This is a genomic window from Massilia niabensis, assembly GCF_042655085.1.
Classification (GTDB): Bacteria; Pseudomonadota; Gammaproteobacteria; order Burkholderiales; family Burkholderiaceae_D; genus Telluria; species Telluria niabensis.
Genome location: NZ_JBHSMU010000005.1, coordinates 1 through 24,857, shown reverse-complemented (window position 1 = coordinate 24,857; position 24,857 = coordinate 1). Strand labels below are relative to the sequence as shown.

Below are 24,857 nucleotides of genomic sequence, written 5' to 3'. Positions count from 1 at the left end.
AACACTTGTCGTGCACCGACAACAAGAAGATAATTCGCCTTCATCAGGAGCTGTCTCCTTCAAGTGCATCCGCAAAATCAGCAGCGGCTCCGCATAAGTCGGGGTAAGCCAGGAGATTATTTTCCCCTCTAAAAAAAATCCAGCCAAAAGGAAATTTTGTAGGAAGCACTGCGCTGCCTGAATCGACAGCATCGAGAAGCGAGCTTACCCAACCATATGCTTCCTTTACGTCTGCATCATGGGGCGCATACTGCTCAAGCAAGCTGCGTAGCGTTAGCGCCTTCGCTTGCAAATTCTTGGCCCTATCCATTATTTTTCTCCCGGCGGATGTAGTGTTATGAGATTCACTGGTTTCGGCGTAGTCCAGAGGCTTCTATTTGGAACGATTACCTGTTGTGCCCCTCCCGGCATTGCTACCTTTCCCTGCGTGGTACTAGCGACGTTGGAAACAAAAACACTGGGCGTCGTCCCAACTTTTGGCATAATCGCGTAGACGTCCATGCCATTTTTCAGGATATTTGCCGCCTGAGCCGACGGCAATCCGAGTAATTGGCCTACTTGCTCCGGATTCATCGAACTAATTGCACGCGCTTGCTGCGGACTCATCCAATAACCCGTGTAAGGCGAAACGCTTTCGCCCTTCGGTACAACTTTCAGCAATACTGTACCCTGCGCCGCAATTCCCGGTTGTGGCAGACCAGAACCGGACTCGATATACTCTCTCGTAAATCTCTCAACCGCACTTTGCGGCAAATTTGGATTTGCAGCCTGGATCTCATTTTTAAGCGCCTGAGCGACTGGCGTCTGCATTACCGTTTGGTTTGCCTTGACCCCATTGGTAGCGAAATTATCATAACTTGCCGCACTCAGCTTACTATACGTTATTGTCTGATCGACAGACTTGCTTAGAACGGCACCCGCTACTGCTGCCGAGCCTATCCCAAGTCCCGCTTCCACCCACCCCGCGGCCTGTGGTGACATGCCCAGGCTTTGTAGGCCTTGGTTCAAATAGGTATCCGTGGGAATGCCGTACCAAGCCTGCTTGCTACCGGAATACGCTGTGTCCAAGCTGATCGTTGCTACGGCCGCATTGGCGAAACATCCGATCCCCGTCGCGCAGGATGCCGGCGCGGTGCGTGCCAGCGTAGACCAGCACGATTTCGTGTTCCTTGCGGGACGTAATGTCCATGAAGAAAACCGTAAGCCCATCCGCTGCAGGATACGCTCTGGCTTCCAGCCATTTCCCCAAAGGGGCGTAGAAGGTCTCGCACTGCCCAAACTGCTGCGTGCGCATCGCTTCGTGATAGGTCGCGTAGAAGGCTGAGTCGACCGCTTCTGGAAATTCAGCCCATATGTTTTTACCGACGATATCCTCTGGCCGCCTGTCCAGCCACTCGCCAGCTTGCGCGTTCATGTACGTGCAGGTCCAGTTACGATCAAGTGAGAAGCACCCTTCGGTAATACTGTTTAGCACAGACGCTACCTGCGCGCTGGCCAGGAGCGCGGCTTGCTCGGCCTCCTGGCGTTCTGTGACGTCGTGCTGAATGCCGACAAAGTGGGTGATGGTGCCGCACTCGCCGGTAACCGGAAACATGTAGAGGTGCGTCCAGCAACCGGCCGTCTTTACGGTAGTTGCGAAACAACGCCTCGCAAGGCATACCGGTGCGAATCCCTTCCGATACGATGGAGCGTCCCGGCTGCTCCCGGTCGTTGCTTTGAAGAAACCGGCAGTTTTGCCCAAGGACCTCGTCAGCCTTGTAGCCGGTCACCTGCTCGAACGCTGGGTTGACGAAAATAATCGGATTGTCGCGAGCTTTAGCGTCAGTAATCAATATTGGTGAACTACTGAGCTGTAGCATCGCGCGAAAGAATCTCTCTGTGTTTTCGGCGTTGCTACGGAATTACATTTAGTCTCCTACATCGTTTCAGCCATCTTACTTTACGGTCCTTTTCCCAACTAGCACGCCAGAAGCGAAAACAAAAACGCCCTTGAATGGTCATCGTGAAGCAGAGCAATCCAGGATCAGAACTCTTCCCAGTCCCCAGCTGATGCCATTGCCGACTTGCGTGGTGCTCCGGCTGGACGCGGCAGGGATACACGCGGCGCTTTGGCTACTGGCTTGCCCGTCTTCGCTATTGTCTGCGGCACCCCAACAGCAGCTACCACAGGCAACTGAGCACCAAGCTTGAACACGCTCACGATTTCGGCCAGGTGGGCTGCCTGCTCCTGCATTGATTCCGATGCCGCGGCCGCTTCTTCCACCAAGGCTGCGTTTTGCTGGGTTACCTGATCCATCTGCGAAACCGCCTGGTTGATCTGCTCGATACCTGACGTCTGTTCTTGGCTTGCCGAGGAAATCTCGGCCATGATGTCCGTCACGTGCTGAACGCTTTGAACGATCTCATCCATAGTCGCGCCGGCATTGGCAACTAACTTCGTGCCGGCTTCGACTTTTTCGACAGAGTCGCCAATGAGGTGCTTGATTTCTTTCGCGGCATTCGCAGAGCGCTGGGCCAGCGTGCGCACTTCCGACGCAACGACTGCAAAGCCCCTGCCCTGCTCGCCCGCCCGGGCCGCTTCAACTGCTGCGTTCAGAGCCAGGATATTGGTCTGGAAGGCGATGCCGTCAATGACAGTGATGATGTCCACGATCTTTTTTGCCGAATCGTTGATCTGATACATCGTTCCGACGACCTCACTGATCACCACGCCACCTTTGACTGCTACTGCCGAAGCAGTGGCCGCAAGTGTATTCGCCTGGTGTGCATTTGATGCGTTTCCCTGCACCGTGGAAGTCAATTCTTCAAGCGACGAAGCTGTTTCCTCCAGCGAGCTCGCCTGCTGCTCAGTGCGCGAAGACAGGTCAAGGTTGCCGGCAGCAATCTGTTGCGACGCTGTTCCGATGGTTTCGGTGCCAGAGCGCACCTGGCTAACAAGGCCGGACAGTTTCGTGTTCATATCGCGCAGCGCCGCAAGCAACTGGCCAATTTCGTCGTTCGAATCGATGCGGATAGTCTGGGTCAGGTCGCCCTCGGCCACGCTACGCGTCAGGCGCAAGGCCTCGGCAATAGCCCTGGTGATTCCGCGGATCAGGAACCAGGCGAACAGGCTGCCACCGAATACACCGCATACGATGAGCGCGATGGATAACTTGCGTGCGTGCTCGTAACGAGCAAGAGCCACGTCGTATTCCTGTTTGGCGACGTCCAGCTGCAGCTTGACCAAGGCTTGCATGTTCTTCTGGGCCGGGAGATAGAGTTCGTTAAGCTTCCCCCCGACTAGTGTCTTTACAGCGTCTGCGTCTTGAGCCTTGAGCGCGGCCATCACAGGTTTCAGGCCCTGCGCCACGAAAGTTCCACGGCTGTCGATGAAGGTCTGGGCCCGCGCCTTTTCCTCTTCGGTTAGAAACGTTGCCGTGTACGTGGTCCAGATGCTTGAAATCTGTTTGATACGATCTTCTACTTCGGTAATGGCGGCCTGGTCATCCGAACCGCCATCAAGAGCCGCCCGGGCCAGCGTGTTCTGGTTCTGCTGCATCAGCGACAGAATATGGCCGAGATGGTCCAGAGCCACGAGGCGGTCGTTGTAGACCGTCCCGAGGGCCGTGTTGGTTGCACTCTGATTCACAAGACCGACAACGCCAACGAGGATTGACAGTGCGCTGAGAACGACCGTTAGAAGCGTGAGTCGAAACTTAATGGTGAGATTTTTGAACATGTTGATGTATGGACTTTTAATAAGCGGCCGCCGTTGCTTGTCTTCGCCGGCAGAGGAAATCTTGCGTGTGAGACCGGAACTACGTTAGGGGCGACGGAACATCTTCGCATCCATGCCAATAGGTCCATCGCACATCAGAACTCTTCCCAATCAGCCGTAGCTGCTGCGGCTGCTTTGCTAGGCGCGACGGTTGGGCTTGGCAGAACCGCTCGCATGCCCTTGGCTGCCGGTTTGGCTGGCTTTACCACTTGACGCTGCACAGCAGCGTCGCTCACTGCAGGTTGCGACGTGCCGAGCTTGAAGACGCTCACCACTTCGGCCAGATGCGCGGCTTGCTCCTGCATCGCTTCGGATGCCGCTGCCGCTTCCTCGACCAGGGCCGCGTTTTGCTGCGTGACCTGATCCATCTGAGCCACCGCTTGATTGATCTGGTCGATACCTGTGGTCTGTTCCTGGCTGGCCGATGAAATTTCAGCCATGATGTTGGTCACGTGCTGAACGCTCTGGACGATTTCGTCCATGGTCGCGCCGGCTTCAGCAACTAACCTGCTGCCGGTTTCGACCTTCTCGACCGAGTTACCGATAAGTAGCTTGATCTCTTTTGCGGCGCTGGCCGAGCGCTGCGCCAGCGTACGCACTTCCGAGGCCACCACTGCAAAGCCACGGCCCTGCTCGCCAGCCCGGGCCGCCTCGACCGCTGCGTTCAACGCCAGGATATTGGTCTGGAAGGCGATGCCGTCGATGACCGTGATGATGTCCACGATCTTCTTGGCTGAATCGTTGATCTGTTCCATCGTGCCGACGACCTCATGGATCACGGCGCCGCCTTTTACTGCAACTTGCGATGCTTTGGCTGCCATCGTGTTTGCTTGACTGGCGTTCTCGGCGTTTTCTTTGACGGTCGACGTCAGTTCTTCCATCGACGAGGCAGTCTCTTCAAGCGAGCTGGCCTGCTGCTCGGTACGCGAGGACAGGTCCTGGTTGCCTGCAGCGACCTGCGCCGAAGCTGTGGCGATCGCCTCGGTACCAGTACGCACCTGACCGACGATCGTGGCCAAGCTGTCGCGCATCTGCTTCATGGCGAACATCATGCTCGACTTGTCATCTGGATTGGTGGTGATCGTAACGTTCAGGTCGCCGCCCGCGATCTGTGCCGCGATGCTCGATGCTTCGTTCGGCTCCCCGCCAAGTTGGCGAGTCAGGTTACGCGTGATGAGTACGCCAAGCGCAATACCTGCCAGCGCGCTGCCAAGAGTAAGCATGAGCATGAACAAACGGCTCGATTCGTACATGCTGGACGTTTCCGCTGCAGCGTCCTTTGCCCGGGCTTCTTTTTGCTTGGCCAACAGCGTCAACAGATCGTCAAGCGTGTTGGCGTGCTTGCGCGCCGAAGTAAGGGCGTCCGACAGCTCTTCATTACGTTGCAGCAGGGGTTCGGCCCCTGCCAGCGCGAGCGTCCGGGCCAGCTCCTGCTCATAAAGAACGGAGACAGTCTCAAACTCGCTGAAGATGCGATTGGCTTCATCGCTCACAAAAAGCGGCTTGGCAATGGCCAGGTGCTCTTTGATCGATGCGGTGTACTTCTGGATGTTGGCGCGATGCGTTTCACGTTCCTGCTCGGTTGTCGACAAGAGGAACTGAGCCCGGCCGCGGCCGGCGTAAATCAGGTTAATGTTTGCTTCCTTGATATGCGAAAGGCCGAGAAGCTCCCTTTCATACATGTGGTGCGCAAGGTCGTTGATACGGCTCATGTTGAAGATACCGATTGCAGCAACGATTGCGCCGAGAATCGCAAGGGACAGGAACCCTGCGATCAGCTTGGTACCGACTTTTAGCTTGGTGAACATGTTTTAATTGGATGAGGTGTATGTGAATGGTCTATGCACCGATACGGTCATCAAACCCCAGCAGCTCGGCGGACGACATCAGGGCGACGATGTCGACCAGGATGAGCGTGCGTTCGTCCAGCGTGCCGAGGCCGGTCAGGTAATCCGCGCTCAGTGCGCCGCCCAGGTCAGGCGCCGGGCGGATCTGCTCGTTAGTCAGGTTGGTAACGTCGGACACGCTGTCGACGACCATACCGACGGTTTTCTTTCCGAGGTTCAGGACGATCACAACTGTTGTACTGTCGTAGGTAGGGTCGGCCAAGTTGAACTTGATCCGCATGTCCACAATCGGAACGATCACGCCGCGCAGATTGACGACGCCCTTAATGAAGTCAGGCGCATTGGCAATTCGTGTGACCGGCTCATACCCTCGGATTTCCTGTACTGCCAGAATATCGATGCCGTACTCTTCCTGGCCAAGCTTAAAGGCGAGCACTTCCCTGCTGAAGTCTTCGGTAGTCGTAGTCATTTTTTGGGAGATGGCGTCAGGCTTTGCAACCAACGCTTAGAGTGTTTGATCTAATCATGGTATCCCAATGTAAGAGATATCCTACAAAAAGGATACAGATATGACAACGACAATTAACGATTGCGTTGCCAGTTGGCAACGGAAGAGGTCCATGGGGCGACTACGAATAGTTCTTGATGGGGCGTGCTACGCCCCCAAGTAAGGTTGAACCGTCACTGGACCGGAGAATGAATGGATACGGCTGACTCACTCTGTGTGCTTTGTGACCTCCCTGCGTCGATCATCGACACCGACCGGGGGAACCGGCGTTATGTGGCGTGCTCAAGCACCTTGTGCGGAGACTACGAGATATCGAGGCTAGCGGCAAAAGAACTGGCTAGGGAGTCCCACCGAAAAGCAGAGTTAAAGACGCAGGTAGTGTGTGCGAATATGCAAGGAGCGGTATTGGAGATCATCATCGGCGAAGCTGGCAAAATCGAAGTCACTTGCTCCAGGCGCGGCTAACGTAGTGCATTCCAGCCGGACGGCATCGAAAGCTAATTGCTGAGATGATGAAATTCTCAGGTCGGCTGAGACTTGCCCGCTGCGCGGCCGGATGGCCCCAGCGGTTTTTTCGCCAAGTTGTCAGGCGACGGCCTTCTCCACCAGCTCCAGCATCACTTCGACCTTGGCCGGCTTCGTCAGGTGTCGGTTGAATCCTGCGGAGACAACCTGCTCCCTGGTTTTCGGATCATTCCACCCGGTTAGGGCCGCAATGTAAACTCGGGCCAATCGAGGGATTTTGCGCAGGGCCACAGCTACTTCGTAACCGCTCACCCGAGGCATTCCCAAATCGAGAAAGACAATGTCCGGCTCAAACGAGTGAGCCAATTGAACACCCTCGGGGCCGCTATACGCGACAGCCGTTTCATGGCCGTAGGCACTCAAGCACACTGAGAGCACCAAGGCAGCGTCGGCATTGTCGTCGACGATCAGCACCTTTCGTATTGCCGTTCCTTCTCCCGCTCCCACGACCGCACCATCACCTTTCGTTCTTGCAGCCAGCGCAGGCGATCCGCGCTATACGTTAAATGCAATGTACGCTTTATTTAACATAGTGGCCGTACGGTTCACGCTAGAACCGCGGAATGGAGGGTCAGGCAGCGCGTGCTACCAGAGCAACGGAGCCGAGTTTTACTTTGCGGGAGGTCAGGCGCGAAGCAACTATGCCTTTTGACAAGTAAACCATCCCCCGGCCATTGTCCTTAGCTGCGTACAGAGCTATATCGGCTGCTTCTGCTACTGATGCGAGTTCCTCACCGTCTACTGGGAAGGCGGCCACACCGATACTGGCACCGACAGCGTTGTTGGGAAGTTTTGGGTGCAGCGCCGGTGACAAGCATGCGATCAGGCGAGCGCCCAAGCACGTCGCTTCTGCTTCGCAGACGTCACCTTCGATTAGAAGGCCGAACTCATCACCGCCGAGCCGTGCCAGGAACTCGCCCGCGCGTAAGTTACTTTGGAGGCGTGAAGCCGCCTCTACGAGCACCTGGTCGCCGACTGCATGGCCGAGCGAATCGTTGACCCCTTTGAAACCGTCCAGGTCGATAGCAAACAGTGTGAAGGTCTTTTCCTCTCGCTGGCTTTTGGCAAATAGCCTTTTCGCCCACCTCTCGAAGAAGCGTTTGTTTGGCAGGCCTGTCAGCGAATCGTGCGACGCTTCGATGGCAAGGCGGTTGGCCAGATCGTTGTTCTCCTGTGCGGCGTGCGAAATCGAGCGCCAGGTCTGAATTGCTATGCAGACCACGGTTGAAAGGATCAGCACCAGGATGATGGCTGCCCGCAGTAGGCGATCGTCAAACGCCTGCATCGCGTGGTCGCGCTCTAGCCGTAGGCGGTCCAGTTCCGTCTGGACTGTTTTGCGCGCTTCACGCATCGTCGCCCTGCCGCTCCCTTGGAAAACAACGTAGATCGCGCTGGCGTCGTCCTTTCTCTTCTTGAGCAAGATCGTATGTTCCAGCTCATCGAGCTTCTTTTCAGTCAGCAGCGCCAGCTTGCGCACCGCGGCTAGATACTGCGGCGACTGGTAATCAGACTGCTCTGCCGTTCTTAAACTATTGCGGACGTCCTGCCGGCCCATGATGTACGGTTCGAGATAGTTTTCATCACCGGTGATCAGGAAACCCCGCTGTCCGGTCTCTGCGTTAAGTAGGTTCGCCAGCACGTTTCGAACGTGTACTTTTGCCGCCTCCGTGGCACGCAGTTCCTCCATTGCCCGACGTAGGTCGACAACCTCGCGCACGAAGAAAATAGTGAGGCCAACGATTAAAGCCAGGGCGACCAGCAGGGGAAATGCGCGCTGGCGAAGCTCCAGCGCAGGAACTGTGTAAGAAGTAGGCATGATGCAAGATTCCAAAGGATCATGCATCTTAAAATCAATGTAAGACTTATCCTACAAGTAATTTAATGATTTCTGGCAAAACTCACTAATTGTATTCAAAGTGCAACAAAGGTTGCTTTGTTGAAGCTTTGTCTTCGCTGGGGCCGCGTTACATGGCAGACAAGTCGAGCGTGCGAGGACCGACAGAGAGTTCTGCTCGAGATTAGCCGTGGGAGGAAAATGCGCGGCCTTCAGAATAGTTGCCTCTGTCATTGCGCGTGCGACGTCCTGCGTAAATTCAGCAGAACCGGCGGCACTGTGTGCGCCTTCTGCACCGCGGCATGTAGCAACGTTTGCGGCCAGGACGGCAATGACTGAATCTGAAACATGCAGCGACAGCGTAGCGCCTTGGGCAGCGAGATTGGAGTGAGAAGGCAGTTGAATCCTATCGACTGAAGCTGTTCAATAGCGTTCGTCAAGATAGCGGTGGCGGCCTTGTTGTTCGAAATCTTCATGCTAGTAATCGTACAGCCTGGCATGTCTTTCGGGTAGAGGACCGGTAAGGCTGTGTGCCGGGCCCCTACCAGCTTAAGCAGTAGCGGATGCTAAAAGTCTGGACTCACACGCAACAGCCTTCGCGCCGAGCGTCACTGCCTGGACTACCCTTGACGAGAATGCCTGGCGACGGAGGGGCGCGCCAGACAGCACACGCAAGATGACCTCCTGGCTAATGCCGTGCCGGCTCATAAAGGCCCAAGCGGCAACCGCTCCTTGGTCTGCGTCTAGTTCAATGCCATGCTCGACAAGACGCTCGTGCACAATGTTCTTTCTCTCTACCAGCGCCATCATCGACCTACATATATTTATCGAATACATCAGTCTAAAGAAGCGCTGATCGGAAATCTCGCTAAAACCCACGATGCATGTTGCGACGCAACAAAAAACAACAGAGCTTTGGGCCGCAATGAGTTGGTCATACTGCGCCCAAAAGCGACGTGCTTCAGAATTCCGGCATGAAAACATGCGTGCGCTTTCGCGCATGGGGCCGCAGAATGTTATCTTTATATCAATAGCGAAGGTGGCTTGGTGACCGCGTTTGAGATGGAGCGTCGCGCGGAAATCACGCGGGCCGAGATGAACGTCGCCAGGAGCTTCGGCGTGTCGATCGGCTTGCTTACTGCACTGGTCGCGTTCCTTCTTTCGATTCATGTAGTCTTCTGGATTCCCCATTGCAGCTACCGCGTATTACTGCGTGACCTGTCGCTACCGACGCAATGCTGCTCGCGAAAAGGACGACTAACACCAAGTCGCGCACCTCGGGAAGCACGACACCTTTACAACGAACTTTTAGCTGCGACGAGAACACGTAAGCTAGCTATTTGACTTTGTTATGTCTGACAGCACGGACATGCAATTGTATTTATATGCCGCGATGCAGCATGATGCTTGTGTCTCCTCTACTTTCTCCTCTAAGAAAATAGATTCTTGCCCGCCCTCCAGCGGGCATTTTTTAAGTGGGCCGGAATTGCACCGCGGAGATGAATGTGCGTGTGTGAACAGTGACCGCGCCAACGACAACATGACAATAGGTGACAAGTCAAATTCCGAGCTTCCCGTACTTGTGATTTTGAGGGCCGGCGCTGCTCGCGGCCGGGCTCGTGCCTTAGGTGCTGGCGGCGGCGCCGCGCTCTCGCGCACCACGGACGCCGCGGCTTGTCCGATCGCAGTCCCCGCTACGTCGCGTGCCGGACGGAATCGGAATTCGTCCAGTCAGCAAAGGCGACCTCGACAACGAACTTTGGCTTGACCCATACAGCTTTTTTCTCTATTTCCCGGCTCGGCGCGAAAGGACTGTCCGGCACACCGGCGGCTTGAGCCGCTTGAACAGGTCCCGCAGCGTTTTATTGTTGAAGCCAGTGCCAACACTGCCGGCGTAGACCAACGTCCCCTTCTTGTCGTAGACGCCGAGAAGCAACGAACTCATGCCGAGCCGAGACCCGCTGGGCTTGGAAAATCCCTTAACGACGAACTCCTGGCGCAGGCCACATTTTAGCTTGATCCATTCGGGCGATCGCCGGTGCACATAGCGTGAGTCCTTGCGTTTCCCGATCAGCCCTTCCAGCCCAAGCTAGCATGCAGCCACCATCACTTCCGCAGGCGGCGCGTCAATCTGTTCGCTGAACCGCAGCATCTCGGTGCTCGCCTGTTCCAGCGCCACACCCACACGCTCGCGACGGTGGATCAGCGCCAGTTCGCGCAGATCCTCCCCAGCTAAACAGGGCGCGTCAAAGACGTAATAGACGATTTTGTCGGCGCTCAGCCAATCGAATGCGTTTTACAGCAGTCCGAAGTCCGGGCGGCCATTTGCATCGAGCACCGCAATCTCGCCGTCATACCAGCCATTCGGTAGACCGCTGCCCGCAATATCGTCCTGCAGGCGAGTGAGCTTGGAAGTCCAATCGAGCCCACTACGAGAGAAGATACGAACGTCGCCGGCATCGACGCGGGCAAAGCGCGAGTAGCAAACGCGACCAGAGCGATGCCACACCGAATAATATGCTTTGAATCGCCACGGCGATCGCCGACACTCCTGAGCCAAAAATTCCGAGCGCATGTAACTACTGTGCATAATCCGGACTTCGAAAGTGCGGCGTTGTCCGACACAAGCATAGCGCGCCTGGATTTGCTGTTAAATTGTAATTATCGAACACTCACAACCATGCCAGTTATTGACCTGCTCATGAAAACCTTTCATTGCGACAAGTGCTCCCACCAAATTTTTTTTGAAAATACGTTCTGTTTCAAGTGCGAAAGTATGCTGGGCTATCAGCCGGCCACGCGCAGCGTGAACAGCTTCGAGCGGACCGAGGACGGCCAGTGGCGCAGCCTGAACCGCACTGACGCGGGCAAATTGTATAAACAATGCAGCAATTATGTGCAGCACAACGTCTGCAACTGGATGTTGTCTGCAGACGATCCGCACGAGCTGTGCGAATCGTGCCAGTTGACGATCGTCATTCCGGCACTGTCGACCGAGAAGAACCACATTCTCTGGTGTCGCCTCGAAGCGGCTAAGCGCCGTCTGCTATTTTCACTGGCAACGCTGAACCTGACCCCAGCCTCGAAAGAAAAGGAGCCCGAGACAGGCCTGGCTTTCCAGTTCCTGGAAGACGGCGTGTCGGATCAGTGCGTCATGACCGGCCACGACAATGGTTTGATCACCCTAAACATTGCCGAAGCGGACCCAGCCGAGCGCGAACGTACGCGCGAACAGATGCACGAGCGCTATCGCACTCTATTGGGACACTTCCGCCACGAAAGCGGGCACTACTATTTTGACCGGCTTGTCGCCGACAGCGAATGGATCGACGGCTACCGTGCCCTGTTCGGCGACGAGCGACAGGATTATGGCGAGTGCCTCAAGCGTCACTACAGTGACGGTCCGGCCGCCGACTGGGAGTCGCGCTTCGTGAGCAGCTACGCCAGCTCACACCCTTGGGAAGACTGGGCCGAAACCTGGGCCCATTATCTGCACATGCTCGATACGCTGGAAACGGCAAATGCGTGCGGCTTGTCTCTCCATCCTGTCAAGGCTGACGAACCGGCGCTGGAAAGCGTGACCCTGCCCACGAGAACAGATGCGTTCGACGACATCCTAAGGGAATGGTTCGCCCTGACCTACGTGCTCAATAGCCTGAACCGCAGCATCGGGATGCCGGACTCGTATCCGTTCACGCTCAGCACACCCGTCTTGGAAAAGCTGGGATTTGTGCATAAGGTAGTGCGTGCGCAGATAGTGCAGGCCCCGGCGCAGGCTGCGGCATAAGGCATCGCGGGACCGGGCATGCACGCGCGGTCGAATGATGCCCGGGCGCGCCAGTGGGTCAAGTCGATGCCATTTCCAACAGCTCGACCGTTACCTGCATGTCGTGCGGCGCCAATGCCGGGCCGAACTGGTTGAAGATCGCCACATCGGCGGCGTCGTGCCCATAGGCGACGGTCACGCGGCCACCGCGCGGGGCATCTTGGGTCGCATCGAACGTATACCAGCGTCCGCCCACGTAGGCTTCGAACCATGCATGCAGGTCCATCGGCGTGAGGCCATGCAAATAACCCACCACCATGCGTGCAGGAATGCACAGGCCGCGGCACAGGGCAATGCCCAGATGTGCTAGATCGCGGCATACGCCTTCGCGCCGCGCGTTGATTTCAGTTGCCGCCATTTGGACGTGGCTTGACTCCTGAGTGAAACGCACCTCGCGCCGGATCCAGTCACAGATTGCGGCGACCTGGTCGTACCCCGGCGTGACGCCGGCGACGATGCTACTCGCCATATCAAAAAAACGCTCGGATTCGCAATAGCGGCTGGGCAGCAGGTAGGTTAGCACCCCATCGGGCAGGTTCCGTACTTCGTCGAATGGCGCACCGGGCGCGACATCGATCGTATCGGCGGTCATCACGTCGGCCGAGGTATGGATCGAAAATTCGCCTTGCGGCGCAACCAGGCGCTGGCAAAGGTTGCCATATGCATCGGTAAATTCGAGCACTGGCACGCTCGGGTTCAAGGTGTAGGTTTCACGCCCCACCCATTGCTGAGCACCGCTGCGGGGACGCAACATCAGGATGAACGGCGTCGGACTGGGGACGGTAAAACTGAGCTTGCAATTCGTACGCAGCCACATGGCCGGTTCGCTTTCCATGTCGTGAATGATGCACCAAGGTGACGCACACGCTGCCGTTGTTCATCCTGACGGTGCGATGCGCCTCTGTTTGGTGCGTTAGTCGGTCAACGCGTCTGCGTCTGCGTTTGCGTCTGAGTTTGAGTCTGAGTCTGAGTCTGTGTCTGCGTTTGGGACGGTGCTTCTTCATGCACTTCCGGCGCCACTGGTAGCAGGAAGTCGCGGCCAATGCCGTCGCCCAGTTTTGCAATCAACGCCAGAAACCTCGTCAGGAATTCGTGCAGGCCTTCTTCGAGGATGTCATCGATCTGCGACGATTGAAGCGTGGTATGCAACGTTTCGGCCAAATCTTCGGTGTGATGCGAGAGGTCATTGCGCACTTCCTGCAGGTTGGCGACAACGCCGCACATGCAGGCGACCAGCGAACGCGGCATTTTCGCTTGCAGTATCAACAGTTCGGCCACCCGCGTCGGAGTGATAGCGTCTCGGTAGACCTTGCGATAGGTTTCGAACGCTGACACCGAGCGCAACAGGGCCGCCAAGTAATAAAATTCGCCCTGGGCGCCGGCCTGAATCGTGTCGGAAGCGAGGAACTTGAACTTTACGTCGAGGATGCGCGCCGTGTTGTCGGCCCGTTCAAGGAAGGTACCAAGGCGAATGAAGTTGAATGCCTCGTCCTGGAACATGGTGCCCAACGTGACACCGCGCGACAGGTGGGAGCGGTACTTAACCCATTCTAGGAACTTGCCCGGATTATGCTCAAACATGCGGCTCTTCAGGTGCTGCTGCAGCATCAGCCAGGTCGAGTTTTCGGTCTCCCAAACTTCTGTCGTCAGGGTGCCGCGCACCGCTCGCGCATTCTCGCGCGCGGCCCGCAGGCAGCTGGCGATTGACGACAGATTGTCCGGATCGCGGACCATGAAGTCTATCACCTCCTTCTGGGTCGGCGCGGCGTATTTAGCATCGAATTGTGCCTCGAGTTCGGACACGCCCAGCATCGTACGCCAGCCCTGCTGCTCGGCGAGCGTCGATTGTGGCATCAGCGAATACTGTACGCGCACGTCGAGCATGCGAGCCGTGTTTTCAGCCCGTTCGGTGTAGCGGGCCATCCAGAACAAATGATCTGCGGTGCGGCTTAACATGTTAGTTCTCCAATACCCAGGTATCTTTGGTGCCGCCGCCCTGGGACGAGTTGACCACCAACGATCCTTCTTGCAACGCCACGCGCGTTAGTCCGCCTGGCACCATCGACACGGTCTTGCCGGACAGGACGAATGGGCGCAGGTCGATATGGCGCGGCGCGATACCCGATTCGACGTACGTGGGGCAGGCCGACAAGGCTAGCGTGGGCTGGGCGATGTAGCCTTCCGGATTGGCCAGCAAGCGCTGGCGGAAAGTCTCAATCTCGGCATGCGTCGATGCGGGCCCGACCAGCATGCCGTAACCGCCAGCGCCGTGCACTTCCTTGACCACCAGCGCGGGCAGGTTTGCCAGGGTGTACTCGAGCTCTTCTTTTTTCCTGCACTGGTAGGTCGGCACGTTTTTGAGGATCGGTTTCTCGCCCAGGTAGAACTCGATCATGTCCGGCACGAACGGATAGATTGACTTGTCGTCGGCAACGCCGGTGCCAATGGCATTCGCCAAGCCAACCCGGCCGGCACGTACGGCGTCGAAAAGCCCCGGCACGCCCAGCGTCGACTCCGGGCGGAACGCTTGCGGGTCCAGGTAGTCGTCGTCGATACGGCGATAAATGACATCGACGCGCCTCGGGCCGCGCGTGGTGCGCATGTACACGGTATCGTCGCTGACGTACAGGTCCTGCCCCAGCACCAGCGCCACGCCCATTTGCTGTGCCAGGAAAGCATGCTCGAAGTAAGCCGAATTGTGCATCCCGGGCGTAAGCACGACCACGGTCGGGTCATCAACGTCCTGTGGCGCCACGCTGCGCAAATTGTCGAGCAGCAGGTCGGGATAATGGTCGACCGGCGCTACACGGTTACTCGCGAATAATGCGGGGAACAAGCGCATCATCATCTTGCGATTTTCCAGCATGTACGAAACGCCAGAGGGCACGCGCAAGTTGTCTTCCAGTACGTAGAACTCGCCCTCGCCTGCCCGCACGATATCGACCCCGGCAACGTGGGCATAGATATTGGATGGAACCTTGATGCCGCTCATGGCGGGCCGGTACTGCGCATTATTCAAAATCTGTTCACGCGGAATGACACCCGCCTTCAGGATGTCCTGGTCATGGTAGACATCATGGAGGAAGCGGTTCAGCGCAGTGACACGTTGGACCAGGCCTGCTTGCAGCCGGGCCCACTCGGCGGCATTGATCACGCGAGGAATGATATCGAACGGAATCAAGCGCTCCTTTCCGGCATTGTCGCCATACACAGCGAAGGTAATCCCGACGCGTTGGAAGTTCAGCTCGGCTTCCTCCCTCTTCTGTTCGATCAGATGGGGCACTTGTTGCGAAAGCCATTTAGCGAACGCACTGTAGTGAGGCCGCGCGGTTGCCGTAGTGGAATACATTTCGTCATAAAAGTTCGGCATCAGTTCCTCCTGTGCCAGAATACTAACAAGAAACGTGCCAGGCCTGTGGTCCGAATAACAAGTCAATCGAAGCTCAGGTATGAATCATGCTTAAATAGATAATATTGCGTCCATTTAATTGTGTTCCTGTAACTGGAACCATTCTGAGTGCGCTGATCAGGCCTGCATCGATCAGGCCACATCGAAAGGCACTACCACATGGCTATCCGTATCGCGCTTCATCACAAGACCAGTTACCATTATGACCGGCAGGTCGCCCTGTCCCCGCATGAAGTACGTCTGCGCCCTGCGCCCCATGCGCGTACCCCGATCCTGTCATATTCGCTGACGGTTCAGCCGAAAGACCACTTCATCAATTGGCAGCAAGACCCATACGGAAACTACATCGGCCGTTTCGTATTCCCAGAAAAAGCGGACACGCTCGAATTCACGGTCGACCTGGTGGCAGACATGACCGTCATCAACCCGTTCGATTTCTTCGTTGAAAAATATGCTGAAACGTTTCCGTTCTCCTACCCGGAGCAACTGACGGCGGAACTAAGCGCTTACCTGCAAGTAGAGCCGTCGGGTCCGCGGTTGACCGAATGGGTGGCGGCAACACGCCGTGACCTGCTGGCGCACCCCATCGCGACAAATGACTTCCTTGTAGCCATCAACCAGCGTCTGCAGGGCAACATCGGGTACCTGCTGCGGATGGAGCCCGGCGTCCAGACCCCTGAAGAAACCTTGGAGAAGTGTTCCGGCTCGTGCCGTGACAGCGGCTGGCTGCTGGTGCATATCTTGCGGGAGCTGGGACTGGCTGCGCGCTTCGTGTCCGGCTATCTGATCCAGCTGCGTGCCGACCAGGAAGCGCTCGATGGCCCTAGCGGTGCAGCCGAAGATTTTACGGACCTGCATGCGTGGACCGAGGTGTACATCCCCGGAGCCGGGTGGATCGGGCTTGACCCGACCTCGGGCATGCTGGCCAGCGAAGGCCATATTCCGCTGGCATGCACGGCGATGCCCTCATCGGCGGCGCCGGTGACGGGCTTCACGGACCAGGCCGAGGTTACGTTCTTCCACGAAATGAAGATCACTCGCATCCACGAGGACCCGCGGGTGACCAAGCCCTATACGGAAGCTGACTGGCAGAAAATCGATCGCCTTGGCCAGCAGGTCGATGCCGACCTGAAGCGCCAGGACGTGCGCCTTACCCAGGGCGGCGAACCTACCTTCGTCTCGATCGACGATATGGACGGGGCTGAATGGAACACCCTTGCGCACGGCGACAAGAAGCGCGAGCTGGCGGGCAACCTGATGCACCGGCTAAAAAATCACTTTGCGCCGGGCGGCATGCTGCATTACGGCCAAGGCAAGTGGTATCCGGGCGAGCCGCTGCCGCGCTGGGCGCTGAATATTTTCTGGCGCGTCGACGGCCAACCGATGTGGCTTGATCCCACCCTGTTCTCGGACGAACACGTCGACGACAGCTACGGCAGTGACGAGGCCGGCCGATTTGCGGCGGAACTGGTCAAGTCGCTCGGCCTCCCCGCAGGCAGCGCTATTCCCGCTTACGAGGATGTGCTTCTGCAGGCCCAGCGCGAGCAGGCGCTGCCACGCAACCTGGACCCGCTGCAGGCCGACCTGAAGGCGCCGGAAGAACGGCGGCGGCTGGCGCGCCTGCTCGAGCGCGGCCTGGGCCAGGTGGCTGGCTACGTCTTGCCCTTGAAGGCTGCGGACTACGACCCGGCCGTCATGCTCGGTACCAGCTGGCGCACATCAAGCTGGCCGATCCGTCGCGAGAACCTGTATCTGATCGAGGGCGACTCACCGATTGGCTTGCGCCTGCCGCTGACCACGCTGCCGTGGGTGCTGCCGGAAGAACGCGATCTCGATTTCGATGTAGACCCGTTTGCGCGACGCGACGCGCTACCAGTCGAAAAAAAGGACCGGCGGCCGATCCTGGGCGTAGCTGCCGGTAAATCGGTGGACAAGGCCCGCAAACAAGTCGACCCGGTTGCGCGCGAGGTGATTCATACCGCGCTATGCGTCGAAGTGCGCGGCGGTCGCCTGCACGTCTTCATGCCGCCCTTGAAGCGCATCGAGGATTACCTGGCGCTGGTCACGGCGATCGAAAACACTGCGGCCAAGTTGAAGATGAAGCTGCGGATCGAAGGCTACGCGCCACCACGCGACCCCCGCATCAAGCTGCTCAGCGTCACGCCCGATCCTGGCGTGATCGAAGTCAATATTCATCCCGCAGCGAGCTGGAACGAACTGGTCTACAACATGTCGACCTTGTACGAGGAGGCACGCCTGACCCGACTAGGGACAGAGAAATTCATGCTCGATGGCCGTCATACCGGCACCGGTGGCGGCAACCATGCTACTTTGGGCGGCGCCACCGCTGAGGACAGCCCGATGCTGCGCCGGCCGGACTTGCTCAAGAGCCTGATCACCTACTGGCAGGTGCATCCGGCCCTCTCTTATCTGTTCTCGGGCACCTTCATCGGACCAACCAGCCAGGCGCCGCGGGTCGATGAAGCGCGCGACGACAACCTGTACGAACTGGCGATCGCGTTCCAGCAAATGGACAAGGTGCTGCCGACCATGCACCCGGGCGACAAGCCGTGGATGGTCGACCGCCTGCTACGCAACCTGCTGGTCGACCTGACGGGCAATACACACCGCTCCGAGTTTTCGATCGATAAATTGTATTCGCCGGACGGCCCGACTGGCCGCCTCGGCCTGGTCGAATTCCGCGCCTTCGAAATGCCGCCGCACGAGCGCATGAGCCTGTTGCAGATGCTACTGCTGCGCGCACTGGTAGCGCGGTTCTGGAACCAGCCCTTCCAGGCCAAACTCGTGCACTGGGGCACAGCGCTGCACGACCGCTGGATGCTGCCGCATTTCGTCGCCCAGGATATCCGCGACGTTGCCAAGGACCTGCGAGCGGCCGGCTACGCGTTCGAAGACCATTGGTTCGAGCCGTTCATCGAATTCCGCTTCCCCCGCTTCGGCACCGTCGTCTACGAGGGCGTCGAAATGGAGCTGCGCCAGGCGATCGAGCCGTGGAATGTGCTCGGCGAGGAAGTCAGCGCCGGCGGGACTGCGCGCTACGTCGATTCGTCGGTCGAACGGATGCAGCTACGGGTAACAGGATTAACCGACGGCCGCCACGTCGTCGCCTGCAACGGCCGCATGCTTCCGCTGCATCCAACCGGCATTCCGGGTGAATATGTGGCCGGCGTGCGCTTCCGGGCCTGGAGCCCGTGGTCGGCGCTGCACCCGAGCATCGGGGTGCAGGCGCCGCTGGTCTTCGACCTGGTCGACACCTGGAGCGGGCGCGCGATCGGCGGCTGCACCTATCATGTGGTGCATCCGGGCGGACGCAGCGAAACGGGCTCGCCGGTCAACGCGAATGCCGCCGAGGCCCGCCGTTTCGCGCGCTTCTGGGCGCATGGCCACACGCCAGGCCCAATGACGGTGCACAAGGAGGAGCGCAATCCGAGTTTCCCGATGACGCTCGATTTGCGTTGGCAGCCATATTGACCTATCGTTCCGTTTCACCCGTAGAGCCGCTGCGTGCCCATGCTTAACCAACTACTTGCCCACTATCTGGCCGCGCCGGATGGTTTCGATGAAATGCTCGACGCCGCCAGGGTGCCGCGTGCGCACTGGCGCGCGCTGCTCGCCAACCTGGAGCACGGGGCACCCGACCTGATGCGCCAGCGCCGCGAAATGGTGCGGCACCAGGTTCGCGAAAACGGCGTGACCTATAACGTCCTGGCCGATGCCGACGGCACGCAACGGCCATGGGACCTGAACGTATTGCCGCTGATCCTGCCGCACGAGGAATGGAGCGGCATCGAGGCGGCAGTGATCCAGCGCGCCACCTTGCTCAACAAGATCCTCGGCGACGTCTACGGCAAGCAGGAAATGCTGCGCGAAGGCCTGTTGCCTCCGGCGCTGATTCATGGCCATGCCGGTTTCCTGCGCCCTTGCCACAACATGCGGCACCATGACGACATCGCCCTGCATTTTTATGCCGTCGATCTGGCGCGCGCCCCCGATGGGCGCTGGTGGGTCATGGCCGACCGCACCCAGGCGCCATCGGGTGCCGGCTATGCGCTGGAAAACCGCTCCATCATCACTCCCATCTTTCCTGACCTGCTGCGCGAGCTAAAGGTGCAGTCGCTGGCAAGGTTCTTCCGTACCATGCACGACAGCCTGGTGCACTGGGGACGCCTGTGCGCGGCCAGCGGCGACGCGCCGGCGCCACTACGCGATGGCGCAATGCCGCTGATCGTGCTACTGACCCCGGGCCCGCGCACCGAAAGCTACTACGAACAGGCTTACCTGGCACGGTATCTCGGCTTGCCTCTGGTCGAAGGCGGCGACCTCACTGTGCGCGACGGAGTGGTCTACCTGAAGACCCTGGCCGGCCTGCACCGGGTCCATGTGATCATGCGCCGGGTCGACGACGAAGCATGCGATCCGCTGGAATTACAAAGCTCGCTGCTGGGCGTCGCGGGGCTGACCCATGCTGCCATGCGCGGCAATGTGCTGGTCGCCAACAGCCTCGGTTCAAGCCTGCTCGAATCCGGCGCATTGCTCGGCTTCCTGCCGGCGCTGTCCAGGCGGCTGCTCGGCGAACCCTTGAAGATGCCATCGGTAGCCACCTGGTGGTGTGGCGAACCGGCAGCGTTGGAAGCGGTGATCGGCAAGCTGGACCGGCTGGTCATCAAGCCGAGCTTTTCCCAACTGCCGCAATTTGCTGTGTTTGGCCAGGACCTCATTGGTGATGCGCGCGCCGCGTTCATCGCGGACCTGCGCGCCAATCCAAACAATTATATCGCCCAGGAACTGGTGCGCCTGTCGCAGGCGCCGGTGTGGAAGGATGGTGCGGCGCCCGGCTTGCAGGCGCGCGCCATCGGCCTGCGCGTGTTTGCCTGCGCCACCCCGAATGGCTACGTGGTGATGCCAGGAGGCCTGACCCGGGTGGCCACCGGGCCGGATGCGCGCGTACTGACGATGCAAAAAGGCGGCGCCAGCAAGGACACCTGGGTCCAAGCGCGTGCCAGGGTGGAACTGCACCGCCTGCAAAAACGCAGCATCACGAGCGCAGACCTGGTGCGTGAGGATACTAACCTGTCGAGCCGCATGGCGGAAAACCTGCTGTGGTTCGGGCGTCATGCTGAACGCTGCGACAATATCGGCCGCCTACTGCGGGTGGCGCTCAATATCCTGTTCAACGTCCGCTTCGAACAGCGCGGCGCTGAATGGCCGACCATCGAGGCGCTGTGCATCTGGTTCCAGTTGATCGGTGCGGAGACGAAGCCGCTGGCGCCTGGCGCCCTCCCCACCGCCATCTTTACCGATGCCGAGATCGAGTCCGCCCTGCTGCTGGCGGTGGTGTCCCCTGGCGTCCCAGGCCTGGCCCGGCAGCAGCAGCAATTGCATCGGATTGCCGGCCAGCTGCACGAACGCTTCTCGGTCGACAACTGGCGTGCATTGAACCGCCTGGCGCAGCCCGCCGTGCTCGCCGGCGCGCGGCCGTCGCAATCGGAGGTGATGACGATACTCGATGACGCCACCGCCGCGCTGATGACGCTGGCAGGGTTTGCACTCGACGGGATGACGCGCGATCTCGGCTGGCGTTTCATGTCGATCGGGCGCCGGCTGGAGCGGCTGCAATTCCAGAGCGTCGTGCTGCAGCGCGCGCTTGCAATGAACGAGGACGGCAACCTCGACTGGCTGCTCGACCTGTCCGACAGTATCATCACCTATCGCGTGCGTTACCGTGCCCAGCCCGAGTGGCTACCGGTGCTTGACCTGCTGCTGCGCGACGAAACCAATCCGCGCTCGATCCTGTTCCAGATCAACGGCATCCTTGGCACCCTGAACAAGATTGCGCAGACTCACGGCGCGTGCGGCGAACACCTGCTCGGCTCCTTGAAGGAAGAATTGATCGCGCTCGATCCAGGCGCCGACTTGAACCATGATAATGTGATGCTGAGCGATCTGTTGAACCGGATCCAGCTTGCCAGCGCAGCCCTGTCCGAGCAGATCAGCGTGCAATTTTTCAGCTATACCGACAACGGCCAGCATAGGAACCGCACATCATGACCGATTTACCGGCGAGCGCCGGGGTGTGCGCACGCTATCGCGTAGTGCATGAAACACGCTACAAATACCAGAGCACGGTCGGCCTCTCGCAGCAATACCTGCACATGACGCCACGCTCGTTTCGGTTTCAAGAGACTGAATCGCACCTGGTCTGGCTTGACCCGGCCCTCAGCGACAGCAAGGACGGTGTCGACTACTTTGGCAACCTCACCCGGCATGTGTCGCTCACCCTGCCGCATGACAGCTTGCTGGTGCACGCGGAATCGACAGTTGCCCTGCGCCCGCGCCACAGCCTGGCGCAGATTGCAGGGACGCTGCCATGGGAAAGCGTGCGTGACATGATGGGGAAAGAAAAAAGCGCAGCCACGCTGGAAGCTTGCCGCTACCTGTACGCGTCGCCCCATGTCACCTGCTTCCCGGAGCTGGAAGCATACGCGCGCCTGAGCTACACACCGGGCCGGCCGCAACTCGATGCGGCGCTCGACTTGACGCAGCGGATCTTTGACGACTTCGAGTTCGATGGCAAAGCGACCGACATCTCGACGCCGCTCGAACAGGTACTGCGCGGCCGGCGTGGCGTCTGCCAGGATTTTGCCCAGCTGATGATCGGCTGCCTGCGCAGCATCGGCCTGCCGGCGCGCTACATGAGCGGCTATATCCTGACCCACCCGCCGGCGGGCGAGCCGCGTCTGATTGGCGCCGACGCGTCGCATGCCTGGGTGTCAGTATTTTGCCCGGCGCTGGGCTGGGTTGATTTCGATCCGACCAATCGCTGCCTAGTGCAGCATGAACATATCACGCTGGGCTGGGGGCGCGATTTCAGCGACGTCACACCGATGCGCGGCATCGTGCTCGGCGGTGGCCAGCAGGAGCTCGACGTGCAGGTGACAGTGACGCCGCTACCGCTGCCCGGCGCGACCTGAAACCCACTACAGGCGCGCCAGCAACTCAGCCTTTTTAGTTTCGAATTCCGCTTCGGTCAGGATATTCCGGCTGCGCAGTTCAGCGAGCTTGTCAATCGTTGCGAAAATGTCCAATTCGGCCACCACATTACCCGTGTCGGGCCGCTGCGCAGCAACGCCAAGCACTGCTGGTGCTGCCGGTTTGGCGTGGCCGGATTCCGGACCCTGAGCCACGCCATCGATCGACACGACCGGCAGGCGCGCCACGTCGATCAGGCCGTGCTGGCTGTTGAAGCTGAGCGAGCCGCCATAGGATTGTTGCTGCGAAAAGCCGCCGATCTGGTGATCCAGCGTATCGTAGATCGTGACCCTGCCATTCAATTCGATGGCCAAGCGTCGAGCCTGGGCGAAATAAGCATACCGAACGCCATTTTGGGCGCCAGTACTGTTCGGCCAGCGCAAACCGGCACCCCACCAGTCAGCGCCGCTGCTAAACGCGGGCGAAACGAAAAGACTTGCGCTGCTGACAGGCGCGTCATTGCGCATACCATCACCATTGCCGCCGGAATAGCTGTTCTGTTGCTGGCCACCCTGGTTTTGCGACTGGAAACCGCCGCTTCTTAGGAAGTCCGGTTGCGACGCTATTAGCTGCGATAGCTCGGAACACAGGTTATTGATGCTGCTTTTGAGATTGTTGTTGAACATGTCGGAAACCATCGTCATGCCCCCACGCATCCATTGACCAGAGCCAGCAAATTCTGGGTGATTGAACTGCGCCATACTGCCATTGCCATTAATTACCGATTGCAACAAGCTAAGGACCGCATCCGTGCTGTACCCATAACGCTTGGCGATGTCGTCGATGGTCTGCTGCCCAGTTGGGGAAAGTTGTTGCATGGTCGTCTCCTAACATGAGATTGTTGCTGCTACATAGTGTCGCCTGGATCAACTGCTACGGCAGGGAAATAAAAACCTCAACAAGATAGCACGCACTTGAATCGCTACTGCTCTGTAGACATCCGAGAGCCACTTTACAAAGTTCCACTGGCTCTTGAACAGCCCGCATCCAGTGCTCAACATTGTCCACTACGCAGCTGCATTATCAGCTTTAGAAACCTGAAAGAGTCTACTCGAATAATCCTAACCCTCATTCTCAAGCGTCATTTGTGCCTGGGTTCATCGTTGTCAGTTGGATTTTTGCTGATCGTCTTAGTCGGCCAGATACTTTTCTTGGCTACTTTGATGGTTTACCGGTTCTGGCCGGGTACCCTCTCCGCAAAACTGTCAAGTTTGGAAGTGACGCCTGGGGCGGTCGCCGAAAGTTCCAGCATAAGGTGTGGTGGAGCTAACCGGTCGCCTCCGCTGTGGACCCTTCACTCATTGAATAATTGCCCATCAATGCTTCGAGGAGCTAGGCGCCACGAGCGCGGCCAGTCGCTTTGACTAGTCTCATGGCCAGGAAGACTAGGTCGGCCTGCCCCGCCTCGTACGCCCTCATTGCGCTTATGCGCGGACCGGGTTCTACTGCCAAGCCGACAAAAGTCGCCTACTGCGGCTGTTGGGGATGCATGTCGCCACGCCTAGGCGGGCCAAGCCGCATCGATCGCGAGCCGATTGTGGCGGCGCTCACAATGCCATGGAAGAGGCCGCACCAGCAAGGCGAATGGCGCGGGTAGGCTATCGATCTCCGGAAGAGCGTCATCGGAACGAATAGTTAGCGCTAGGCATGGCTAGAAGAGGACGTTCACGACGATTCCCTGTTGCAACGCCTGGGAAACCGCTCTCGATAACTGATGAGCGCTCAAAAGTCGGGTTAGCGGTCGAAGGTAGCTCAAATTTGGTCGATATATTGAAAGTTTTGCGGGCACTTCCGTCTAAACTACATTAGCAGTCCGGTGAAATCTCGTCGTTCCCGCCGAAATGTCTGGTCTGCAGAACTGGTTTGATAACGCACAACCTGCTATGAAGAACTAACTTATCGAAAGGGTGACCGAGCGATGCAGGCCATCGAAGGATCTACTCGGCGTACTGCAGACGCACCCAATGGGGCTGCAGCTGGCGTGGCTGCAACTTCCTTGCCTGCAAATAGCGGCGGCCCTTTAATGATCGACATTGAGCTGATCGACGAGGACCCGGCACAACCCCGCAGCCAGAACAACCCAGGATTTCGACCGGATAGC

20 protein-coding genes and 1 pseudogene are annotated in these 24,857 nt (G+C 58.4%); 4 read left to right on the top strand and 17 right to left on the bottom strand.

Translation table 11 applies throughout. The annotated features are described in order from the left end of the window. Window positions 1-43 precede the first annotated feature (43 nt). The 13 genes and pseudogenes from ACFPN5_RS05585 to ACFPN5_RS05525 form a co-directional block, all read right to left on the bottom strand. Window positions 44-310, bottom strand: coding sequence for a hypothetical protein (locus ACFPN5_RS05585; RefSeq protein ID WP_379780980.1), 267 nt, complete (start codon window positions 308-310; stop codon window positions 44-46). Next, the gene (locus ACFPN5_RS05580; protein ID WP_379780978.1) at window positions 310-1,008 is read right to left on the bottom strand and encodes a hypothetical protein; all 699 of its coding nucleotides are present in this window, start codon (window positions 1,006-1,008) and stop codon (window positions 310-312) included. The genes ACFPN5_RS05585 and ACFPN5_RS05580 overlap by 1 nt, the downstream gene beginning before the upstream one ends. A 37-nt stretch (window positions 1,009-1,045) precedes the next feature. Then, on the bottom strand, window positions 1,046-1,594 hold the full coding sequence (locus ACFPN5_RS05575) for a PAS domain-containing protein (protein ID WP_379780976.1): 549 nt from the start codon (window positions 1,592-1,594) through the stop codon (window positions 1,046-1,048). 37 nt (window positions 1,595-1,631) lie between these two features. Then, a pseudogene (locus ACFPN5_RS05570) lies at window positions 1,632-1,859 on the bottom strand (PAS domain-containing protein); the annotation flags it as partial. A gap of 164 nt (window positions 1,860-2,023) precedes the next feature. Beyond that, complete coding sequence (locus tag ACFPN5_RS05565; protein ID WP_379780974.1) at window positions 2,024-3,718, bottom strand: methyl-accepting chemotaxis protein; 1,695 nt, start codon at window positions 3,716-3,718, stop codon at window positions 2,024-2,026. 134 nt (window positions 3,719-3,852) lie between these two features. Continuing rightward, complete coding sequence (locus ACFPN5_RS05560) at window positions 3,853-5,565, bottom strand: methyl-accepting chemotaxis protein (protein ID WP_379780972.1); 1,713 nt, start codon at window positions 5,563-5,565, stop codon at window positions 3,853-3,855. A gap of 31 nt (window positions 5,566-5,596) precedes the next feature. Next, window positions 5,597-6,073 (bottom strand): chemotaxis protein CheW, encoded by a 477-nt coding sequence (locus ACFPN5_RS05555; protein WP_379780970.1) that lies wholly within the window; start codon window positions 6,071-6,073, stop codon window positions 5,597-5,599. A 624-nt stretch (window positions 6,074-6,697) separates the two neighbouring features. After that, on the bottom strand, window positions 6,698-7,051 hold the full coding sequence (locus ACFPN5_RS05550; RefSeq protein WP_379780968.1) for a response regulator: 354 nt from the start codon (window positions 7,049-7,051) through the stop codon (window positions 6,698-6,700). Window positions 7,052-7,208: 157 nt separating this feature from the next. Continuing rightward, window positions 7,209-8,453 carry a GGDEF domain-containing protein gene (locus tag ACFPN5_RS05545; RefSeq protein WP_379780966.1) on the bottom strand — a complete coding sequence of 415 codons (1,245 nt, stop codon included), beginning with the start codon at window positions 8,451-8,453 and terminating at the stop codon, window positions 7,209-7,211. Between the two features lie 567 nt (window positions 8,454-9,020). Next, window positions 9,021-9,641 (bottom strand): hypothetical protein, encoded by a 621-nt coding sequence (locus ACFPN5_RS05540; RefSeq protein ID WP_379780964.1) that lies wholly within the window; start codon window positions 9,639-9,641, stop codon window positions 9,021-9,023. A 524-nt stretch (window positions 9,642-10,165) separates the two neighbouring features. After that, a complete protein-coding gene (locus ACFPN5_RS05535; protein WP_379780962.1) occupies window positions 10,166-10,294 on the bottom strand; it encodes an ATP dependent DNA ligase in 129 nt (42 codons plus the stop codon). Then, window positions 10,258-10,416 (bottom strand): ATP dependent DNA ligase, encoded by a 159-nt coding sequence (locus ACFPN5_RS05530; protein WP_379780960.1) that lies wholly within the window; start codon window positions 10,414-10,416, stop codon window positions 10,258-10,260. The genes ACFPN5_RS05535 and ACFPN5_RS05530 overlap by 37 nt, the downstream gene beginning before the upstream one ends. A 351-nt stretch (window positions 10,417-10,767) precedes the next feature. Next, window positions 10,768-11,046 (bottom strand): hypothetical protein, encoded by a 279-nt coding sequence (locus ACFPN5_RS05525; protein ID WP_379780958.1) that lies wholly within the window; start codon window positions 11,044-11,046, stop codon window positions 10,768-10,770. Between the two features lie 126 nt (window positions 11,047-11,172). On the opposite strand from ACFPN5_RS05525, the gene ACFPN5_RS05520 reads away from it, so the two are divergent. Next, window positions 11,173-12,258, top strand: coding sequence for a zinc-binding metallopeptidase family protein (locus tag ACFPN5_RS05520; protein WP_379780956.1), 1,086 nt, complete (start codon window positions 11,173-11,175; stop codon window positions 12,256-12,258). 58 nt (window positions 12,259-12,316) lie between these two features. On the opposite strand, the gene ACFPN5_RS05515 is transcribed toward ACFPN5_RS05520, so the two are convergent. From ACFPN5_RS05515 to ACFPN5_RS05505, 3 genes are all read right to left on the bottom strand, one after another. Then, window positions 12,317-13,132: a transglutaminase domain-containing protein gene (locus ACFPN5_RS05515; RefSeq protein WP_379780954.1), complete on the bottom strand. Its 816-nt coding sequence runs from the start codon at window positions 13,130-13,132 to the stop codon at window positions 12,317-12,319. Window positions 13,133-13,218: 86 nt separating this feature from the next. Continuing rightward, complete coding sequence (locus ACFPN5_RS05510) at window positions 13,219-14,253, bottom strand: alpha-E domain-containing protein (RefSeq protein ID WP_379780952.1); 1,035 nt, start codon at window positions 14,251-14,253, stop codon at window positions 13,219-13,221. Between the two features lies 1 nt (window position 14,254). Then, entirely contained in the window at window positions 14,255-15,667 is a 1,413-nt protein-coding gene (locus ACFPN5_RS05505) for a circularly permuted type 2 ATP-grasp protein (RefSeq protein ID WP_379780950.1), read from the bottom strand. 198 nt (window positions 15,668-15,865) lie between these two features. Here ACFPN5_RS05505 and ACFPN5_RS05500 point away from each other — a divergent pair, with 198 nt between their 5' ends. The 3 genes from ACFPN5_RS05500 to ACFPN5_RS05490 are packed head-to-tail and all read left to right on the top strand — an operon-like array spanning window position 15,866 to window position 22,698. Continuing rightward, the gene (locus tag ACFPN5_RS05500) at window positions 15,866-19,198 is read left to right on the top strand and encodes a transglutaminase family protein (RefSeq protein ID WP_379780948.1); all 3,333 of its coding nucleotides are present in this window, start codon (window positions 15,866-15,868) and stop codon (window positions 19,196-19,198) included. Window positions 19,199-19,237: 39 nt separating this feature from the next. Beyond that, window positions 19,238-21,775, top strand: a complete 2,538-nt coding sequence (locus tag ACFPN5_RS05495) for a circularly permuted type 2 ATP-grasp protein (protein WP_379780946.1) — start codon at window positions 19,238-19,240, stop codon at window positions 21,773-21,775. Beyond that, entirely contained in the window at window positions 21,772-22,698 is a 927-nt protein-coding gene (locus tag ACFPN5_RS05490) for a transglutaminase family protein (RefSeq protein ID WP_379780944.1), read from the top strand. Before ACFPN5_RS05495 ends, ACFPN5_RS05490 begins: the two co-directional genes overlap by 4 nt. 6 nt (window positions 22,699-22,704) lie before the next feature. Here ACFPN5_RS05490 and ACFPN5_RS05485 read toward each other — a convergent pair whose 3' ends face one another. Further along, entirely contained in the window at window positions 22,705-23,574 is an 870-nt protein-coding gene (locus tag ACFPN5_RS05485) for an SHOCT domain-containing protein (RefSeq protein ID WP_379780942.1), read from the bottom strand. Between the last annotated feature and the right edge of the window lie 1,283 nt (window positions 23,575-24,857).

What these genes read in the sequence shown, in the direction of transcription:
- ACFPN5_RS05585 (WP_379780980.1), bottom strand. Translation starts at nt 310, where the DNA reads ATGGATAGGGCCAAGAATTTGCAAGCGAAGGCGCTAACGCTACGCAGC.
- ACFPN5_RS05575 (WP_379780976.1), bottom strand. Translation starts at nt 1,594, where the DNA reads ATGTTTCCGGTTACCGGCGAGTGCGGCACCATCACCCACTTTGTCGGC.
- ACFPN5_RS05565 (WP_379780974.1), bottom strand. Translation starts at nt 3,718, where the DNA reads ATGTTCAAAAATCTCACCATTAAGTTTCGACTCACGCTTCTAACGGTC.
- ACFPN5_RS05560 (WP_379780972.1), bottom strand. Translation starts at nt 5,565, where the DNA reads ATGTTCACCAAGCTAAAAGTCGGTACCAAGCTGATCGCAGGGTTCCTG.
- ACFPN5_RS05555 (WP_379780970.1), bottom strand. Translation starts at nt 6,073, where the DNA reads ATGACTACGACTACCGAAGACTTCAGCAGGGAAGTGCTCGCCTTTAAG.
- ACFPN5_RS05545 (WP_379780966.1), bottom strand. Translation starts at nt 8,453, where the DNA reads ATGCCTACTTCTTACACAGTTCCTGCGCTGGAGCTTCGCCAGCGCGCA.
- ACFPN5_RS05540 (WP_379780964.1), bottom strand. Translation starts at nt 9,641, where the DNA reads ATGAATCGAAAGAAGGAACGCGACCAGTGCAGTAAGCAAGCCGATCGA.
- ACFPN5_RS05530 (WP_379780960.1), bottom strand. Translation starts at nt 10,416, where the DNA reads ATGAGTTCGTTGCTTCTCGGCGTCTACGACAAGAAGGGGACGTTGGTC.
- ACFPN5_RS05525 (WP_379780958.1), bottom strand. Translation starts at nt 11,046, where the DNA reads ATGCGCTCGGAATTTTTGGCTCAGGAGTGTCGGCGATCGCCGTGGCGA.
- ACFPN5_RS05520 (WP_379780956.1), top strand. Translation starts at nt 11,173, where the DNA reads ATGAAAACCTTTCATTGCGACAAGTGCTCCCACCAAATTTTTTTTGAA.
- ACFPN5_RS05515 (WP_379780954.1), bottom strand. Translation starts at nt 13,132, where the DNA reads ATGGAAAGCGAACCGGCCATGTGGCTGCGTACGAATTGCAAGCTCAGT.
- ACFPN5_RS05510 (WP_379780952.1), bottom strand. Translation starts at nt 14,253, where the DNA reads ATGTTAAGCCGCACCGCAGATCATTTGTTCTGGATGGCCCGCTACACC.
- ACFPN5_RS05505 (WP_379780950.1), bottom strand. Translation starts at nt 15,667, where the DNA reads ATGCCGAACTTTTATGACGAAATGTATTCCACTACGGCAACCGCGCGG.
- ACFPN5_RS05500 (WP_379780948.1), top strand. Translation starts at nt 15,866, where the DNA reads ATGGCTATCCGTATCGCGCTTCATCACAAGACCAGTTACCATTATGAC.
- ACFPN5_RS05495 (WP_379780946.1), top strand. Translation starts at nt 19,238, where the DNA reads ATGCTTAACCAACTACTTGCCCACTATCTGGCCGCGCCGGATGGTTTC.
- ACFPN5_RS05490 (WP_379780944.1), top strand. Translation starts at nt 21,772, where the DNA reads ATGACCGATTTACCGGCGAGCGCCGGGGTGTGCGCACGCTATCGCGTA.
- ACFPN5_RS05485 (WP_379780942.1), bottom strand. Translation starts at nt 23,574, where the DNA reads ATGCAACAACTTTCCCCAACTGGGCAGCAGACCATCGACGACATCGCC.